At 57.0% G+C, this 279-nt stretch carries 1 protein-coding gene; it reads right to left on the bottom strand.

Translation table 11 applies throughout. The features are described 5' to 3' along the window. Positions 1–279 (bottom strand): endonuclease (locus SB765_RS29150; RefSeq protein WP_410932422.1); only part of this gene is annotated, 279 nt, incomplete at both ends.

Raw genomic sequence — 279 nt, 5'->3', positions numbered from 1 at the left:
CCATTCACTTCGCCGATACTCGGCACCAGATTGTGCAGGTCCGCCTCGGCCCGCTTGAACACATCATCGTGGCGCGTGCAGTTTTTTCGCCCGCCAGTTTGCCAACATTGGCGCTGATGCCCAATTTGCCAGGCCGGCACAATGTGTTCCCACTCAATGCGCGCGGCGCGGTTGGCATTTTTGCGTGGAATGTAACCACAGGCTTTCAGGTCCACCCGGTTACCGGTGTATTTGCAGCCGCAATAAAATTCGGTGGATTGCGGAGCGTAGAGCTTCCAG

It is taken from the genome of Pseudomonas sp. SIMBA_067 (assembly GCF_046534675.1).
GTDB lineage: Bacteria > Pseudomonadota > Gammaproteobacteria > Pseudomonadales > Pseudomonadaceae > Aquipseudomonas > Aquipseudomonas putida.
The sequence above is the reverse complement of the archived record's forward strand: the minus strand, read 5'-3'. Positions and strand labels throughout refer to the sequence as shown.